The sequence below is a fragment of the Novosphingobium aquiterrae genome (assembly GCF_042434435.1).
GTDB lineage: Bacteria > Pseudomonadota > Alphaproteobacteria > Sphingomonadales > Sphingomonadaceae > Novosphingobium > Novosphingobium aquiterrae.
The window spans coordinates 1,038,210-1,051,836 of sequence record NZ_JBHLTL010000001.1; the positions used below are offsets into that span (position 1 = coordinate 1,038,210).

Below are 13,627 nucleotides of genomic sequence, written 5' to 3' on the forward strand. Positions count from 1 at the left end.
ACGGCCGTTTGTTGTTGGAAGCTGCCCGGGTGTGCCCCCGGCCGCCAGGCTCAGACGAGCGTGGCGGTGAACATCAGACCGCTGAGAGAAGCGGCGGCGATGAACGGCAGCACTGTGGCAACGATGCTGCGCATGGTGTTTCTCCGTTTGCTTTGGCGGACGATCAGTCCGCAATCGCAATGTAAGTAAAACGGTAGAGAATAAAAGTGCAAAGGACGGCACGATTGTTGCGCTTTTCGCAACTGCAGCATGAACCCTTGGGTAAGGTTTGCGCCCGCGCGGACTGGACAGCGCCTTGTTCGCCCAGCACTGTGCCGCAAAACCGATTCACGAGAGGATGCCCATGACTGCCGATCCCGCCGCGCTGCTCGATGCCGAATTCGGCTCGTTCCCCGGACTGATCGCGGCCTGGGGGCAAGCGCACGGCGATGCCCCGGCGCTCTATGACGGCATTACCAGCCTGACCTGGCACGAAACCGCGGCGCTGGTCGAACGGATCGCTGCGCGGCTGCAGGCCGATGGGCTGGAGCGCGGCCAGGCCGTGGCGATCCTTGGCACCTCGACGGTCGCTTATGCCCTGGTCTTCCTTGCCGCGATCCGCGCCGGGGGCTGCGCCGCGCCGCTGACCACCAGCGCCAGCCCCGACCAGCTGGCCGGCATGGCCGCGGATTCGGGCGCGATCCACCTGTTCATCGACCGCGCGAAGCTGACCGAGCTGGGCGATTTCACCCTGCCCACCGCCAACCAGATCGTGCTCGACGAAGACCTGGTTAGCTGGATGGCGCCCGCGGGCACTCTGGCAGCGCGGTTCGATCCCGCCGAAGACGATCCCTTCAACATCATCTATTCGTCGGGCACCACCGGGATCCCCAAGGGCATCGTCCACAGCCACGCGATGCGCTGGCGCCAGATGACGTTTCGCGCGGCGATGAATTACGGCGTGGACAGCCGCACCCTGACCAGCACCCCGCTCTATTCGAACACCACCATGGCGGTGTTCCTGCCGACGATGTATTCGGGCGGCTGCGCCTCGATCATGGGCAAGTTCGACACCCGGGGCTGGCTCGAACGCGCCCAGGCCGAGAAGATCACCCACACCATGCTGGTCCCGGTGCAGTATCGCCGGCTGATGCAGTACGAGCATTTCGACGACTACGACCTGTCGAGCCTGCGGATGAAATACTGCACCAGCGCGCCCTTCCCCGCCGACCTCAAGGCCGAGGTGCTGAAGCGCATGCCGGGCGGGCTGATCGAGATCTATGGGATGACCGAGGGCGGCTTGGCCTGCATCTTCCCGGTCCACGAACATCCCGACAAGCTCCATACAGTCGGCAGGCCGGCACCGGGCCATTTCCTCAAAGTGATCGACGAAGCCGGCAACGAAGTGGCACCCGGCATTGCCGGCGAGCTGATCGGCAAGAGCTCGACAATGATGCTGGGCTACAAGAACCAGCCCGAAAAGACCCGCGAGGGCTATTGGATCGATCCCGCCGACGGTTCGACCTGGCAGCGCATGGGCGATGTCGGCCGGGTCGACGCCGACGGCTTCGTCGAGCTGGTCGGGCGGACCAAGGACGTGATCATCAGCGGCGGGTTCAACATCTTCCCGATCGACCTCGAAGCCGAACTGGCCAAGGACGACCGTGTGGCCGAAGCCGCCGTGGTCGGCGTACCCAGCGAGCAATGGGGCGAGACCCCGGTCGGTTTCGTCGTGGTCAGGCCGGGCGTGGGTGTCGAGGCGCTCGAAGACATCCGGGGCGTCGCCAACAGCCGCTTGGGCAAGACCCAGCGCGTCGCCGAGCTTTACCTGATCGACGAGATGCCGCGCAGCCACATCGGCAAGCTGCTCAAGACCGAACTCAGGGAGCGGGTTCCGGCGAAGGCACGGTAGCGGATCGGGGCAGCAGCGCCGCCCCGCGCAGGAACAGCGCCAGTGCGGCGAAAGCGATGCCGGCGGCGACCAGCAGCGGCATCGCCGGCAGGTGGACCAGCGCGGCGGGACCGCTGAACTTGGCGAAGATGCCAGAATAGAGCGGCGGGCCGATGATTTGCGCGATCGAGCCGATCGACTGGGTTGCGCCCTGGAGCTCGCCCTGGCTGCTGGCATCGACCGCGCGGCTGTTAAGCGCCTGGATCGACGGTTGGATCAGCCCCTGCATCCCGCCGACCACGATCGCGGTGTAGATCAGCGGGATCGTCCCGACGACGGCATAGAGCGCGGCGGAGGCCGCAAAGGCCAGCACCCCCAGGGTCACCGCGCGCCGTTCGCCCAGCCGGGGCAGCAGCAGCCGCAGGCCCACACCCTGGACCAGTGCGCTCGATATCCCGACCACGGCCAGGGCCAGGCCGATCTGCTTCGGCCCGAAGCCCCAGGCGGCAATGGCGAAATAGGCCCAGATCGCCGGGTAGACGATGTGCGCCAGCTGCCACACCCCCAGTGCAGCGACGAACCACAATACGGTCGCCGACTGGCCCTTGAGCGCCCGCAACGATGCGAAGGCATTGGCGCGCGCCAGTTCGAACGGCCGGCGCCCCTCGGCCGGCAGGCTTTCGCGCAGCACGAAAAAGCCCAGCGCAAAATTGGCCAGGGCCAGACCGGCAGCGGCCAGGAACGGCACGTGCGATCCGAACGCGCCGAGCAGCCCGCCCGCTGCCGGTCCGAAAATGAACCCGAAGCCGAAGGCCATGCCCATCAGGCCAAAGCTTTGCGCGCGCTTTTCGGGCGGGGTGATATCGGCGATATAGGCATAGGCGGCCGACCAGCTGGCCCCGGTCATCCCCGCCACGATCCGCCCGATCACCAGCCACCACAGCGCCGGGGCGAAGCCCATGATTGCATAGTCCACCCCCATCGCCAGCACCGATGCCAGCAGCACCGGGCGCCGCCCGAAGCGGTCCGACAGGTTGCCGATGATCGGGGCAAAGACGAACTGCATCAGCGCATAGCCTGCCCCCAACCACCCGGCATAGACCGCCGCGGTATCGATCGGCACCTTGCCCAGGTGCATGATCAGGCCGGGCAGCACCGGCATGACGATGCCGAAGCCCAGCATGTCGATCAGCACGATGGCAAAGACGACGCCGATTGACCCGCGGTGCTGTGTCACGAAATCTCCAACTCAGTCGGGCTCTTGCCCTAAGCGGTGCGCAAAAGGGGAACGAGCGTGTTGCGCGTTTGCCCGGACCTAACTATCGGCCAGCCATGTCCATCCAGCCCAGCGATTCCATCCTTATTGTCGATTTCGGCAGCCAGGTCACCCAGCTCATCGCCCGCCGCGTGCGCGAGGCCGGGGTCTATTCCGAAATCGCCCCGTTCAATCAGGCCGCAGCAGCGTTTGAGCGGATGCAGCCCAAGGGGATCATTCTGTCGGGCTCGCCGGCATCGGTGCTGGATGAGAACGGCCCGCGCATCCCCGCCGAAATTCTCGACAGCGGGCTGCCGATCATGGCGATCTGCTATGGTCAGCAGGCGCTGATGCACCAGCTGGGGGGCGAGGTCCTGCCCGGCGATTCGGGCGAATTCGGGCGCGCCTTCATCACCATTTCCGATGGCTGCGCCCTGTTCGACGGGCTGTGGCGCGAAGGCGAAACCCACCAGGTATGGATGAGCCACGGCGACAAGGTGACCAGCCTGGCCCCCGGGTTCAAGCCGGTCGCCTCCAGCCCCGGCGCGCCGTTCGCGGTGATCGCCAACGAGGAGAAGCGCATCTACGCGATGCAGTTCCACCCCGAGGTGGTCCACACCCCCGATGGCGGCAAGCTCTACAAGAACTTCGTCCGCCACGTCTGCGGCCTGTCCGGCGACTGGACCATGGCCGAGTTCCGCAAGACCAAGATCGAGGAAATCCGCGCGCAGGTCGGCAAGGGCCGGGTGATCTGCGGGCTGTCGGGTGGGGTCGACTCGGCGGTTGCCGCCGTGCTGATCCACGAAGCGATCGGCGAGCAGCTGACCTGCGTTTTCGTCGACCACGGCCTGATGCGGCTGGGCGAAGCCGAGCAGGTCGTCAGCCTGTTCCGCAACCACTACAACATCCCCCTCGTCCACAAGGACGTATCGACGCTGTTCCTGGGCGGGCTGGCCGGCGTCACCGACCCCGAGGCCAAGCGCAAGTTCATCGGCAAGACCTTCATCGACGTGTTCGAAGAGGAAGCAAGGCAGGTCGGCGGGGCCGATTTCCTGGCCCAGGGCACGCTCTATCCCGACGTCATCGAAAGCGTCTCGTTCACCGGCGGGCCTTCGGTAACGATTAAGAGCCACCACAATGTCGGCGGCCTGCCCGAACGCATGAACATGCAGCTGGTCGAACCCTTGCGCGAACTGTTCAAGGACGAGGTGCGCGAGCTGGGCCGCGAACTGGGCTTGCCCGACATCTTTGTCGGCCGTCACCCCTTCCCTGGACCGGGCCTGGCGATCCGCATCCCCGGCGAGGTCACCCGCGAGCGCTGCGACGTGCTGCGCAAGGCGGACGCGATCTACCTTGAGGAAATCCGCAACGCCGGGCTTTACGACGCGATCTGGCAGGCCTTCGCCGTGCTGCTGCCGGTCAAGACCGTCGGTGTGATGGGCGACGGGCGCACCTACGATAACGTCTGCGCGCTGCGCGCGGTGACCAGCACCGACGGCATGACCGCCGACATCTATCCCTTCGACGCCGCGTTTTTGTCGCGGGTGGCGACGCGGATCATCAACGAGGTCAAGGGCATCAACCGCGTGGTGTATGACTACACGTCAAAGCCGCCCGGCACGATCGAGTGGGAATAGCCCCGGTGTGATCCGCCGCCTGAACTGGGCCGACCTGCCGCTTGGCGCGCCGGTGGTTCCGGTCGGCGAGCTGTCGTTACACCGCAGCCTGACATCCGGGCTGTGCCGCCGCCCGGGCGACCCGTCGGGCGTGTTCTGGGGCGTCGGCGACCGCGGTCCGAACATCAAGCCGCACGACGCGGCGCGCCGCTATGGCCTGACCGCGCTTGAGCCGCTGGCTGTGCTGGACGGGGCGAAGATCATGGTCGCGCCTGAGATCGGCCCGGCGCTGGCGCGGTTCCGGCTCGATGGCAACTGCGTGGTGCTGGAGGCCCGTTTCCTGCTGCATGCGCCCGATGGCACCCCGATCAACGGCCTGCCACCAGCCGAACAGCGCGGCGCAGAGACCGAAGCCGTCTTTGCGATCGACGGATCGCCCTTGCCCACCAGCGTGCATGGGGCCGATTGCGAAGGCGTCGCCCTGGCACCCGGGGGGCGGTTCTGGGTGGCGGAGGAATATGGCCCGTCGCTGCTGCTGGTTGACGATCAGGGCGTGGTCCTCCGCCGAGTCGTGCCGCAGGGTAGTGAAGGCCGCTTTGCCGGATCGGCGGTGCCGATTTCCGCCAGCTTACCCGTGATCGCGTGCAAACGCCGGCTCAACCGCGGTTTCGAGGCGCTGGCCTTCGACCCGGTCCGCAACGTGATCTATGCCGCCTTTCAGAGCCCCCTGGCACATCCGGACAAGGCGGCGCACGATGCCGGCGATCTGGTGCGGATCTGGGCCTTGAACCCTGACGACCTGACTTTCCTGCGCGAATATGCCTACCCGCTCGATCCGCCCGCACGCTTCGCACGGGACAGCGCGGCCGGGCAGGTCGTGCCGGGCGATGTCAAGATCAGCGAGATGGCGGTGCTGCCCGACGGCAGCCTGATCGTGCTGGAACGCGTGACGCTGTCGACCCATCTTTATCGCGTGATGCCGGGCAAGCCGGTGCCCGCGCGCTTCATCGACCCCGATCACCGCCCGACGCTGGAACAGGTGGGCCAGGCCGGCTGCGGCGACCACCGCATTGCCATGCTCACCAAGCAGCGCATCGTCTCGAGCGATGACCATCCGGAGATTTGCGGCGATCTGGAAGGTCTGCTGGTGCTGGAAGGCGGCGACTTGCTGCTTGCCAACGACAGCGACTATGGCACCGAAGGCGCAGCAACGCAGTTCTGGCGGATCAGCGTCTAGAGCGCGACGAACTTCCCCGCCTCACGGTCCTTGCGCACTTTCAAACCGTCGAACACCTGCCCGCTCATCGCGATGTAGACGCCGGGCGGCGCGACCTGGACGGTGGCGAAAGCCATGCCCAGATTGAAGTTCGCATCGGTTTCGGCAAATCGCGCCGGGCTGAGTGCGCCGGTCAGGCAGAGTGTCTTGCCGGGCACCTGCGAAGCCAGCACCTTGGCGGTTTCGGTCATCGTGTCGGTGCCGTGGGTGACGACGATGCGGGTTTCGGCGGCGTCACGCGCTGCTGCGGCGATCGCGGCGCGGTCGGCGTCGTCCAGTTCCAGGCTGTCCTTGCGCATCACTTCGACCACGCGGAAAGGCACGGCCACCCGCGCTTCGCGCAGCAGGGCAGGAATGCCGCTGTCGACGATCTGGTATTCGCTGAGCGCGTCGAAATAGGCCTTGTCGATCGTGCCGCCGGTGGTGAGCACGAGGATCGCTTGCTGGGTCATGCCATGCCCATAGCCGAGGGCGGCACGCTCGTGCTAGCCTTCCGGCATAGGGGCTTGGGGGAAAGCGGCAGATGGCGACAGCAGCACCGATCGCGCGGGCGTCGGACGCCCGGATTGCCGCCGTGGTCGGGCTGCTCGGCCTGTCGGTTTTGCTCAACTATGTCGATCGCGGCGCAATCGGCCTGGCGGCGCCGCTGATGAAGCAGGAACTCAATCTGTCGGCGACCGGGTTCGGCTTTGCCGTGTCGGCGTTCTTCTGGGTCTACGCCCCGCTCTGCCTGGTGGTCGGGTGGATGTGCGACCGGTTCTGCGTCTACCGCCTGTTCGCCATCGGCGTGGCGCTGTGGGCGGTGGCGACGCTGCTGACCGGTTTCGTCGGCGGTCTGGTAAGCCTGATCGTGCTGCGGCTGGTGCTGGGCCTGGGCGAAAGCATCGCCTTTCCCGGCAGCAGCAAGATCTTCGCCGCCGAAGTACCGGCCGCGCATCGCGGCAGCGCCAATGCAGTGGTTGCGGCGGCGCTAGCCTTTGGCCCGGCGGTTGGCACCCTGGCCGGGGGGACGATCCTGGCGGCGTGGGGCTGGCGGCCGATTTTCTGGATCTTCGGCGCTGTGACACTGCTTTGGCTGATCCCTTGGCAGACGGTTGCCGCACCGCTGCGCGGGGCATCGCTGCGCCAGGCCACGGTCGACCCCTATCCACTGGCGCGGATCGCCGATCAGCGCGCGGTATGGCTGATGGGGGTGGGTCATTTCGCGACCAATTACGGCTTCTATTTCCTGCTGACCTGGCTGCCGCTGTTCCTGGTCAAGACCCAGGGCTATTCGATCGCCCAGATGACCGTGCTGACCACACTGGGCCTGACAGTACAGGGGGTGACTGCGCTGGTCATGGGGCGGATTTCCGATCGCTGGGTCGCCGGTGGAATCGACGAGGGCCGGATGCGGCGCAGCCTGATGGTCTGGGGCCAGGCGATTGCCGCGGCTGCACTGGCCATGGTCTATTTCGCCGACGGCGCGACTGAGCTTGGCGCGGTGCTGGTGGTTGCCGGGATCGCTTCGGGGCTGACCTCGACCAACCTCTTTGCGATTGGCCAGATCTTTGCCGGTCCGAGGGCCGCGGGCGGCTGGATCGGACTGCAGAATGCCATCGGCAATTGCGCCGGGATCGTCGGGCCGATCGCCACCGGACTTATCGTCGATTACCTTGGCGGCTACGGCTACGCCTTTGCGCTGACTGCTGCGGTTCCGGCGCTGGGGGCGTTGTGGTGGTGGAAAGTCATCCCCCCTATCCATCAGGTCTGCGATTGAGCCCGGGCCAGTCGGTCGCGCCTGAAACCCACAGCGCCAGCCAGATCAGCACCGGCTGAAACGCCAGGCGCGGGATATGATAGGCCAGGTGCAACCCGTGATCGTTGATCATGTGCTGGAAGTTCGCCGGCCAGACGCACAGCGCATAGAGCGCCAGCCCCCAGCCCGCCGCGCGGCGCAGCGGCCCGGACCACGGCTGGAGCAGCCCTGCCGCCCCGGCCAGCTCGGCAATTCCGGTCAGGGCAACGACCAGCTCGGGAGCGGGTACCCACGGCGGCATGATGGTCAGAAACGGCGCTGGATTGGCGAGATGGATCACCCCGGCCAGCAGATAGAACAGCGCCAGCACCCAGCGCAGGATAGTGCGGATCATGGGCGGAACGTGACCCCGGTCATCCTTTCGGACAGGTTCCACAGCCCGGCGGCAAGCGCTTTGTCGCGAATGTGCGGGGACGCTCCGGTATAGCGTGGGGTCTCCGGGCCAACGACCGCGGCCACGTTGCAATCCTCGCAATAGACCCCGCCCATGCCGTCCAGCAGCGGCGAGGTGGCGCACCAGATGCTGGTGGCTGCACCCTGCTCCGGGCTCTTGAAGACATCGCTCAGATTGCCGTCGGCGTCGTACCAGCCCATCGCGACTTGCTCTTCGCGGGTCAGGTGCCGCTGCAGCGGCGTGGCAATACCCCCCGGATGGAGGGAAAATGCGCGCACGCCATGTCCCGCGCCAAGCTTGTCGAGCTGCAGGGCAAACAGGGCATTGGCCGACTTGGCCTGCCCATAGGCAGTCCACTTGTCATAGTCCCGGTGGTCGAAATTGACGTCGGCCAGGTCCGGTCCGCCGCGCTGATGCCCGACCGAGGACACTGCAACCACCCGCGCGTCTGCACTTGCGGCAAGCAGCGGCCACAGCCGCGCCGTCAATTGAAAGTGCCCGAGGTGATTGGTGGCGAACTGGCTTTCATAGCCGCGCGCATCGCGGGTCAGCGGATTGGCCATGATCGCGGCGTTGTTGATCAGAATGTCGAGCCGATCGGTGCGGGCAAAGACATCGGCAGCGAAGGCGTCTATCGAAGCGGGGTCGGACAGATCCAGCGCGGCGATCTCGACCGATCCGGTGACGTCGGCGAGGTCTTCGGCCGCCTTTTCCGGCCGCCGCGCCCCGACAATCACGCGAGCCCCAGCCCCGGCCAGCGCACGCACGGTTTCTGTGCCAAGGCCCGAATAGCCGCCGGTGACCAGTGCCACCTTGCCCGACAGGTCAATCCCGGCAACGATTTCGGCAGCGGTCGAGCGATAGCCGAAGGGCGAGGCGATCGGGGCTTGTTCTGTGGTCATAGCCGGAACTCCGTGGAATCAGGCGGCAAGCGCCGCATCCTCCAATGCCGCTATCGCGGCGACGAGTCGAGCGGCAGCGCGCGATTCAAGACGGTACTCGAACAAGGTCAGGTGCCGCTCCAGCGTGCGCCGCACCGCGCCGGTGCCCTGCCCGGTCGGCTCGCCCAGCTCGCGGAAATGCTCGAGCCCGTAGCGCAGGATGATCGTGGCGTTGACCGCCAGATCATGCAGCCGTTCGGGCGGCCAGTCGAGCAACCCGGCATCGACCAGCGCGCCGAGATGCGCCTCAAGCTGGGCATAGGTCCGGGCGATCCAGTCGGGCGCTGTGCGGGCGATCACCGCGGCGTGCTCGCCATAGCTCGGCTGGTCGCGGTAAAGGAAGCGGAATTGGCGGAATTCGGCCATGATCGCTTCGAGCAGGCGGGTATAGTCGGCAACCGGATCGCTGCCGACGCTCAGGGCCAGGCGCCGCTCGATCGCCGCGGCAAAACGCTCACCCAGCGCATCGAGCAGTGCGCGGCGGGTCTTGAAATGGTACCACAGGTTGCCCTCGGCCATGCCGCAGTGCTGCGCCAGCATGGCCGTGGTCACCGCGCCATAGCCCTGCTGGTTGAACAGCGCCTGCGCCGCACCCAGAATCCGGTCTCGGGTCTTCATCAATAGTGCGACAGCTGGACCATAAGCTGCTTGTAGCCGTGGACGAAGCAGGCCGGCACCCGCACCGGATCGGCCACCGGGGTTGCGCGCAGGCGGCGCTTGCCCATTTCCTCGAGCAGGGTGCACAGCTGCAGTTCCGCCACCCGCGCCCCGACGCAGCGGTGGATGCCATAGCCGAACGACAGGTGCCGGCGGGCGTTCTCTCGCCCGACGATGACCTTGTCGGCGTCCTTGAACACGCTTTCGTCGCGGTTGGCGGAAATGTACCACATCACCACCTTGTCGCCCTTTTTCATGGCGACGCCTTCGATCTCGGTATCTTCCAGCACGGTGCGCCGCATGTGGGCCAGCGGGGTCTGCCAGCGGATCAGTTCCTGCACCGCGTTGGGGATCAGCGACGGATCGGCTTCAAGTTTGGCGCGCTCTTCGGGGAATTGCGAAAGTCCGAAGACAAAGCCCGACATCGAATTGCGCGTGGTGTCGTTGCCGCCGACGATCAGCAGGATCAGGTTGCCGATGAATTCGGTCGGGCTCATGTGGCTCATTGCCTCGGACTGGAGCATGACCGAGATCAGGTCCTTGCCCGGCTTGGCGGTCTTTTCCGCCCACAGCGCGGCAAAGGCCTCGCCCATTTCGGTCATCGCCGCATTGCGCGACTGATGCCCCTCCGGCGTGGTCATCCGCTCGACGTCGCCGCCCATATCGGACCAGTAGGTCAGCTTGTGGCGCTCTTCCCAGGGGAAATCGAACAGCCTTGCCAGCATCCCAGTGGTCAATTCGATCGATACCCGCTCGACCCAGTCGAAGGTTTCGCCGATCGGCAAGGAATCGAGCACTTCGGCGGTGCGTTGCTGGATTTCCGCCTTCATTGCCGCAACCTCGCTTGGCCCGAAGCTGGGGGCGATAGTGCGGCGCTGCGCGGTGTGGTGCGGCGGGTCCATGGCGATGAACATCGGCATCCGCACTTCACTGTCCATCGGCCGATCGACGATCCCGGGAATCGCGATCCCGCCGTATTCCCAGCTTGACGAGAAGATCTTGGGCAAGGCCTCGATATGGACGATCGGCTTGTAGGTGCTGACCGACCAATAGGGCCCGAAGGCGCTGTCAGGCACGTACTGGATCGGTGCCTGGGCGCGCAGCTGGCGGAACGGTTCCTGCCAGCGGTCTTCGGCATAGAGTTCCGGACGGCTGACATCTATCGGCGCAAGCGGCGCGGCGCGGCGTTCAAGTGCGGCGGTGGCCATGGCAATTCTCTCCCGTGGGCTTGTGCCCTTTTTAGGGTACTTACCCTAATCATCTGCGAGAGGGAGTCAACGCCCTAGAAATCGACCGCCAGAAATCCATTGACCGAACGCGGCTGGTTGGTCCGGTAGAGCCCCGGCCCGCCCGAGACGAGGCCGTACTGATCGAGCAGGTTGTAGACCTGGATCCGAGCGGTAACCGCCTTGCCCGCGATCTTGAACGAATAGCGTGCGCCCAGATTGACGATCTGCCGCCCGACGATTTCAAGGCTGTTGTCGGTCGTCGCCGGCATCGCCCCGCGTTCAAGCAGGCTGGCATCCAGCGCCAGCCCCTCGACCCAGGGCGTGCGCCAGTTAAGGTTGAGGTTGAACAGGTGCTTGGCCACACCCACCGGCCGCCGGCCGATGGTTCCGGCCACCTGAGCATCGCGCACCACCTGGGCATCGAGCACGACCCCGCCGGCGACCAGATCGAGCCGGCTGGTCAGCGGCCCGGATACCGAGAACTCTGCCCCGCGATTGCGGATTGATCCGACCTGGCGGAAGGTCTGCGATCCATCGAAGCCGAAATAGGGCTTGGACAGTTCGAAAACTCCGGCGACCAGCTTGATCTTGGGGGTGATTGCCCAGCGCAGCCCGGCATCCTTTTGATTGGTCAGGATCGCGGGAAGCGGGGCATTACGGTTGGCGGCATTGGGCGGCGCGGTGCCGCTTTCCTCCAGCCCCTTGGCATAACCGGCGTAGAGGCTGAGCGTCTTGGTCAGCGTCACCGCGGCATTGGCATTGTAGAGCCAGGGATCGTCCTTGCCGATCACCGGATCCAGCCCCGGCAGCGCGATGGTCTTGCGATAGCGGACCTTGGACAGCCCCAGCCCCAGCTCACCGACATTCCGCCAGCGGCCGCTGTAGGCCAGGCCCAGCATGTCCTGGCGCACGCGCTCGCGGCTGATCGGACCGAAGGTGTAGCTCGCCGGCTCAACCGCGTCCTCTTGCTCGTAGATCGTAGTGGGCCCCAGATCGAGCTCATCAGAACCGCCGTACTCGGTTCGTGCGTCGCGCGAACGCAGGCTGAAATGCAGGACGTGCAGCCGCGGCCCATCGGCAATTGAATGGCTGACGCGCAGTTCGCCACTGAGCGAGCGGTCCTCAAGCGGCGGATCAACAATCAGGGTGCGGTTGGCGCTGCCATCGGGCTGGACGTCGGTCAGCAGATTGAAAAAACCGCGCCGCTGGTCGAGGGTCGAGCGGAACAGCCCCAGCCGAACCACCCAGTTCTTCGCGGGTACTGCCGAGGCCAGCAGACCTTGGGTTTGCGTAACGAGGCGGAAATCGGCCCAGTGGGGACCAAGGTAGCGATGCTTGTCCGGCACCGGCGGCAAGAAATTACCTGCCGCGATGTAAAATGGACCAGCTTCGTCGTCGTAATCGTCATAGCGTCCGGCAAAGGCGAGCAGGTCGATCCCCGCCGACGGCTGTATCCGCAGGGCCAGCGATTCAGAGTGGTTCACATTCGCAGTGCCATCGGGGAAGGCCTGGCGCGAAAGGTTGAGGCCATAGCCGAGCGACAGGCCGGCGCCGAGCGGCGCGGTGCCGGTCGCCTCGATCCCGGCCGAGCTGAAGCTGTCGAAATTGGCGACGAGCGAGGCCCCCGCCTTGTCGCCCGGGCGACGCAGCGAAATGTCCTGGATCCCGCTGGGCGCGGCAAAGGGATAGCCCTGCGCCGACAGCCCGACCTTGATGCTGGTCGAATCGGTCAGCAGGCCGGGGAAGTCGAATGCGGGATCGAAGTAGAGCCCGTCAATTCGCACATTGCCTGCCGCGTTGGGCGAAAAGCCGCGGACATTGCCGCCGTTGTAGATGCCCAGCGTTTCCCGTCCGACGGAAAAGCCGAATGCATCTTCGGCCTGAGTAACGGCATTGTCGGCGCTCCGATCCTGAGCCGCGGCGGGCGCGGCAAGGGCCAGGCAAAATGCCAGCGACGTCGAAAATACCACGACCAGACTACGCACGGCATCTCCCCCTCGCGCCCGGATCCGGCCGGGCTGCACGGGCAGTCAGCAAATGTATTGCCGTGGTGATACACTGGCTCGACAGAAGGCCATCGCGCTCCGGCGAACGACACGCCGAAACAACTGCGCCGCCCAGTTACCCGGACGGCGCCTCGCTGTGAGAAGGTTATGGCTTAGTCGCGGACGGCGACCCTGCGATAGGGAACGAAGTCACCCAGCGCCAGGAAACCGGTCACAAAATGACCCGAACGCTCCATCGTGTTGACCCGGTCAAGCCGGCAGAACGATCCGCCGGTCGGGTAGGTCACCAGAATATCGTCCGAATCAATGTGCTCGGCATTGGCCGGACGGTTGACCCAGATCGTGCCGCCCGAACGATAGACCAGCGCGGTCTTGTCGATCACGGTGCTGTCACGCGCTTCGGTCAGGGTGATGCAGTTGGTCGGCTTACCCGGCTCACGCCCTTCGAGCATCTTGGCCAGCTGTTCCTCGCCGCTTTGGTGCGGGGCGGCCTGGGCCGCCGCGCCGCCGATCAGGAGCGATGTCGCCGCCAGGGCTAATCCAATCGCGCGCATCGTCTGGCTCCTTCTGCTTGTTGTTCGACCG

The 13,627-nt window shown here is 65.8% G+C and carries 13 protein-coding genes; 4 read left to right on the forward strand and 9 right to left on the reverse strand.

All coding sequences use genetic code 11. The features are described from left to right. Positions 1 to 50 precede the first annotated feature (50 nt). Entirely contained in the window at positions 51 to 251 is a 201-nt protein-coding gene (locus ACFFF7_RS04955) for a hypothetical protein (protein WP_379480244.1), read from the reverse strand. 92 nt (positions 252 to 343) lie between these two features. Here ACFFF7_RS04955 and ACFFF7_RS04960 point away from each other — a divergent pair, with 92 nt between their 5' ends. Beyond that, positions 344 to 1,891, forward strand: a complete 1,548-nt coding sequence (locus ACFFF7_RS04960; protein ID WP_379480245.1) for a class I adenylate-forming enzyme family protein — start codon at positions 344 to 346, stop codon at positions 1,889 to 1,891. On the opposite strand, the gene ACFFF7_RS04965 is transcribed toward ACFFF7_RS04960, so the two are convergent. Beyond that, complete coding sequence (locus ACFFF7_RS04965) at positions 1,860 to 3,107, reverse strand: MFS transporter (RefSeq protein ID WP_379480246.1); 1,248 nt, start codon at positions 3,105 to 3,107, stop codon at positions 1,860 to 1,862. The two genes, ACFFF7_RS04960 and ACFFF7_RS04965, sit on opposite strands and share 32 nt — an antisense overlap. 95 nt (positions 3,108 to 3,202) lie before the next feature. Here ACFFF7_RS04965 and guaA point away from each other — a divergent pair, with 95 nt between their 5' ends. Next, positions 3,203 to 4,762 (forward strand): glutamine-hydrolyzing GMP synthase, encoded by a 1,560-nt coding sequence (guaA, locus tag ACFFF7_RS04970; protein ID WP_379480247.1) that lies wholly within the window; start codon positions 3,203 to 3,205, stop codon positions 4,760 to 4,762. Between the two features lie 7 nt (positions 4,763 to 4,769). Further along, positions 4,770 to 5,978: an esterase-like activity of phytase family protein gene (locus tag ACFFF7_RS04975; RefSeq protein ID WP_379480248.1), complete on the forward strand. Its 1,209-nt coding sequence runs from the start codon at positions 4,770 to 4,772 to the stop codon at positions 5,976 to 5,978. Here ACFFF7_RS04975 and ACFFF7_RS04980 read toward each other — a convergent pair. After that, positions 5,975 to 6,469 carry an asparaginase domain-containing protein gene (locus ACFFF7_RS04980; protein WP_379480249.1) on the reverse strand — a complete coding sequence of 165 codons (495 nt, stop codon included), beginning with the start codon at positions 6,467 to 6,469 and terminating at the stop codon, positions 5,975 to 5,977. The two genes, ACFFF7_RS04975 and ACFFF7_RS04980, sit on opposite strands and share 4 nt — an antisense overlap. Positions 6,470 to 6,540: 71 nt before the next feature. On the opposite strand from ACFFF7_RS04980, the gene ACFFF7_RS04985 reads away from it, so the two are divergent. Continuing rightward, positions 6,541 to 7,776 (forward strand): MFS transporter, encoded by a 1,236-nt coding sequence (locus tag ACFFF7_RS04985; protein ID WP_379480250.1) that lies wholly within the window; start codon positions 6,541 to 6,543, stop codon positions 7,774 to 7,776. Here the strand turns inward: ACFFF7_RS04985 and ACFFF7_RS04990 are convergent. The 6 genes from ACFFF7_RS04990 to ACFFF7_RS05015 form a co-directional block, all read right to left on the reverse strand. Further along, positions 7,754 to 8,149, reverse strand: a complete 396-nt coding sequence (locus tag ACFFF7_RS04990; protein ID WP_379480251.1) for a DoxX family protein — start codon at positions 8,147 to 8,149, stop codon at positions 7,754 to 7,756. The two genes, ACFFF7_RS04985 and ACFFF7_RS04990, sit on opposite strands and share 23 nt — an antisense overlap. Next, positions 8,146 to 9,111 (reverse strand): oxidoreductase, encoded by a 966-nt coding sequence (locus ACFFF7_RS04995; protein WP_379480252.1) that lies wholly within the window; start codon positions 9,109 to 9,111, stop codon positions 8,146 to 8,148. Before ACFFF7_RS04995 ends, ACFFF7_RS04990 begins: the two co-directional genes overlap by 4 nt. Before the next feature lie 18 nt (positions 9,112 to 9,129). Next, complete coding sequence (locus ACFFF7_RS05000; protein WP_379480253.1) at positions 9,130 to 9,768, reverse strand: TetR/AcrR family transcriptional regulator; 639 nt, start codon at positions 9,766 to 9,768, stop codon at positions 9,130 to 9,132. Beyond that, complete coding sequence (locus ACFFF7_RS05005; RefSeq protein ID WP_379480254.1) at positions 9,768 to 11,015, reverse strand: cytochrome P450; 1,248 nt, start codon at positions 11,013 to 11,015, stop codon at positions 9,768 to 9,770. The genes ACFFF7_RS05000 and ACFFF7_RS05005 overlap by 1 nt, the downstream gene beginning before the upstream one ends. Positions 11,016 to 11,089: 74 nt before the next feature. Then, positions 11,090 to 13,021 (reverse strand): TonB-dependent siderophore receptor, encoded by a 1,932-nt coding sequence (locus ACFFF7_RS05010; RefSeq protein WP_379480255.1) that lies wholly within the window; start codon positions 13,019 to 13,021, stop codon positions 11,090 to 11,092. A gap of 173 nt (positions 13,022 to 13,194) precedes the next feature. Then, positions 13,195 to 13,596, reverse strand: a complete 402-nt coding sequence (locus ACFFF7_RS05015) for a hypothetical protein (RefSeq protein WP_379480256.1) — start codon at positions 13,594 to 13,596, stop codon at positions 13,195 to 13,197. Positions 13,597 to 13,627: the final 31 nt, after the last annotated feature.